2 protein-coding genes and 1 pseudogene are annotated in these 3,268 nt (G+C 57.1%); all 3 read left to right on the top strand.

Features of this window, described 5'->3' with window-relative positions; genetic code table 11:
• The first annotated feature begins 233 nt into the window (after positions 1-233).
• Complete coding sequence (locus tag BMI01S_RS36465) at positions 234-608, top strand: hypothetical protein (protein ID WP_028233020.1); 375 nt, start codon at positions 234-236, stop codon at positions 606-608.
• A 489-nt stretch (positions 609-1,097) separates the two neighbouring features.
• On the top strand, positions 1,098-2,978 hold the full coding sequence (locus BMI01S_RS36460) for an ATP-dependent nuclease (RefSeq protein WP_028233019.1): 1,881 nt from the start codon (positions 1,098-1,100) through the stop codon (positions 2,976-2,978).
• Between the two features lie 2 nt (positions 2,979-2,980).
• Positions 2,981-3,268 (top strand): annotated as a pseudogene (locus tag BMI01S_RS36455) (DUF2130 domain-containing protein); the annotation flags it as partial.

Genomic DNA, 3,268 nt, shown 5'->3' with positions numbered 1-3,268 from the left:
GCCTGACAGTCCTAAAAAGCACGTCGGCTTTGCGGTAAGCCGATATTTTCCACAGGGTGTCCGTCAGGCCGGTGTGCCGTTCATGTCATCAGCTTCAACAGTCGCAAAACCAGGTGGGACGGTTCAAATTGGGGGTGCTTCAGGAAACGGAAAATAAAGCACGTTTAGCCCCTGAACACCTGCGGCCTAGATAGCCGGTTAATTTGATCTGGCTCTGAAGGCGCTCCGTTCAAATGACCGGCGTACCGATTGGGAAAGCTCGAATTGCGCTTGTGCCGGCTACCGCTGGCCTCTGCACGCCGCCCATGCGCTGGCTCGATTACGCGAACTTGAATCCTAGTGGGCCCGCGGCATGGGTCGGCCAGGGGAAGACGTCCAGGGGGCGCCACCAACGGGGCGCTCCGGGGCGCTTGTTGCTGATCGCGGGTAGCGCCTTCACCTGCTTAATCTGGATTTTCGTGTTCTGCAATTTTTCTCTTGCGATCGGCCAATTCGTTCTGGCTTCGGCAACGAATACCGCCTACATTGAACATACGAATGATTTGGTGGCAAGTATTGCCTTTGTGACGCCGACGGCTGCCTCGACGTCGTGCAGACTTGCCGAGTGAGAAAACGGGGGCCATATGGAAAAGCTGATCTCAGAGGCTATCGAGAATAAACAATTGATAGAATTTTATTACCGTAATCTTCTGCGAATTGCCGAACCCCATGTATACGGCGTTACAAATGGAATTAGGCAAGTTCTCGGCTATCAGACGGGGGGGCAAAGTAGCAACGGTAGACTCCCTGACTGGCGACGTTTCGACCTCAATCAGATGTCACGACTTGCGATCCTCGCTCAAACATTTCCCGGACGCCGCCCCGTCCCCTCCGGAAAGCATAGCTCCTGGGATTCGCGTATAGCCATCGTTGACTAGACCTCCGCGTACACGCGTCAACGGCTTCCACTGCGCTACCAAACCGGACTGTCGTAGGTCGCCAAGTCGCGGCGTGCTCAAGGTTAACGAATGATCCGGCGATAGACTGCTCTTTCAGGTAACGAGTCGGTGTCGGCAATTCCGTTCTCGGCAAAAGGCACAAAAAGCGGGAATCCCCCAATGAAGATCCAATCCGTTCGCATCAGCAACTTCCGCACGTTGAAAGACGTGACGATCCCCTTCGATTCCGTCACGACATTCATCGGGCCGAACGGTACCGGGAAGTCAACTGTGCTTCGTGCACTCGACTGGTACTTTAACGGTAAGCCCGGCTCGCTAACGGAGAAGGACTGTTCCTTCGGGGTCACGACTGAGAACATCGAGGTTCAAGTCACCTTCACCGATCTCACCGACAAGGACCGCGAAGCACTCGGCAAGTACGCGCCGGACGGCGTTACCACATTCACGGCATGGAAGCGCCGGTTACCTGACGGCTCAGAGGTGCTTTCGGCGAATGCGAAGGGCTTTCCAGAATTCAACGCGATCAAAGCAGCAGGCGGCGCGGCAGCGAAGAAGGAACTATACGCCGATCTCCGCGGTAGCCGTTTGGATCTAGACCTCCCGGCCGCCAATACAGGTACAGCCGTTGACCAGGCGATGACGGCCTGGGAGTCCTCCCACACTGGCCAGCTTGTCGACGCCCCCGAAGCGCTGCAAACCAATTTCTTCGGCTTCAACAGCGGCGGCAAGATGAGCGGTCTCTTCGACTTCGTCCTAGTCACCGCTGACCTTCGCGCAAGCGAGGAATCGACCGACGGCAAAGCGAGCATCATCGGTCGAATCCTTGAGCGTTCAGTTGATCGTGCTGCTGCTGATGAGGAGATCGCGACGATCGTCGAAGAGTCGCGCACGAAGCAGCAGAAAGTCTACGAGGAAAAGTTCAAGGCGCAGCTAGAGGTCATGACGACGCAGCTCAACGAGGTCCTCACGTCTTACACGCCTGGTCGGGCTGTCACGGTTTCGCCTGCCGAAGTAGAACTCAAGGCCCCTCGGACCACTTTCGAAGTGGCCGTGCTCGATGGCGTAACTGAGACTGCTGTGGAGCGACAGGGACATGGCTTTCAGCGCACGCTCCTGATCTCGGCGCTCCAGCTCTTGGCGCAGTCAGGCGCGGCGTCGGCAGAGGGTGTCATCTGCCTGGCAATTGAGGAGCCGGAGCTCTTTCAGCACCCGATCCAGGCTCAGACCTTTGCGAAGGTACTAAGGTCGCTCGCCGAGAACGCCAGCAAGCGCATCCAAGTGACCTATGCGACTCATAGCCCCTACTTCCTTGAGGCTCGACATTTCAACCAAGTCAGGCGGCTGACGAGGTCGTCTGGCGAGACGCCTGTGGTCACTACCCATTTCGCGACGATCGACGACGTGAAGACGAAGCTCAATGGAACCGTGGATGCCGACCAAGTTGGCCGTCAACTTGATGGCATCGTCACAAATCGCCTCTCCGTCGCGTTGTTCGCCGCACGTGTGCTGCTGGTCGAGGGGGATACAGAGGCGGCCGTATTCTACGGAATCGGCGATCGGGACGCCGTGGGGCGGCTCGAATCCCAAGGACTGTCGATTATTTCAGCTGGAGGCAAGGGCGGAATCCCGCTTGCTCATGCCATCCTTACCTGCCTCGGGATTCCGACCTACGTACTCTTCGACGGAGACAGTGGCTTCGAAGTTCGAGCTAAGGCTGCGGGCAAAAATCAGACCGCTATAGATGGTGAGCGCACGAAGTTTTCGACAGAAAACCGTCGACTGTTGAAGTACCTCGGTGAGACAGAGGTTGATTTCCCATCGGAACAGATCGGCGATCGTGTAGCGACCCTGAGCGATCACCTTGAGACCTACCTAGATTCCAATTGGGCGGAGTGGGTCACGTCGTGTACAGCGATTGAGGCCGCTGCCGGAATCCAACTCGCAAAGAATCAGTATGCTTATCGGACTGCGACGCTTGAGGCGAATGGAACTGTTCCAGAAATGCTCAAGCAGATTCTCACAAAGGCGGGAGGAGCGTAGACATGCATGAAATCATCTGCCCGCACTGCCGGAAAGCATTCAAGATTGACGAAGCTGGTTACGCGGACATCATGAAGCAGGTTCGCGACAGCGAGTTCGAAAAGCAGCTGCACGAGCGGCTTGAGCTGGCCGAGCAGGACAAGAGGAACGCCGTCGAACTCGCCCAAACTAAGGGTGCCAGCGAATTACAGAGCGCTGCCGCCGCTAAGGACGCCGAGATCCAGGAGCTGAAGGCCAGGCTCGATGCCGGTGAGGTCGCGCGGAAGCTCGCCGTGACCGAGGCCCTAACA

Origin of the sequence: Paraburkholderia mimosarum LMG 23256 = NBRC 106338 (assembly GCF_000739815.1) — a bacterium.
Lineage (GTDB): Bacteria > Pseudomonadota > Gammaproteobacteria > Burkholderiales > Burkholderiaceae > Paraburkholderia > Paraburkholderia mimosarum.
This window is presented reverse-complemented; position numbering and strand designations above follow the sequence as displayed.

Coding starts and splice junctions, on each gene's coding strand:
- BMI01S_RS36465 (WP_028233020.1), top strand. CDS start 234: ATGACCGGCGTACCGATTGGGAAAGCTCGAATTGCGCTTGTGCCGGCT.
- BMI01S_RS36460 (WP_028233019.1), top strand. CDS start 1,098: ATGAAGATCCAATCCGTTCGCATCAGCAACTTCCGCACGTTGAAAGAC.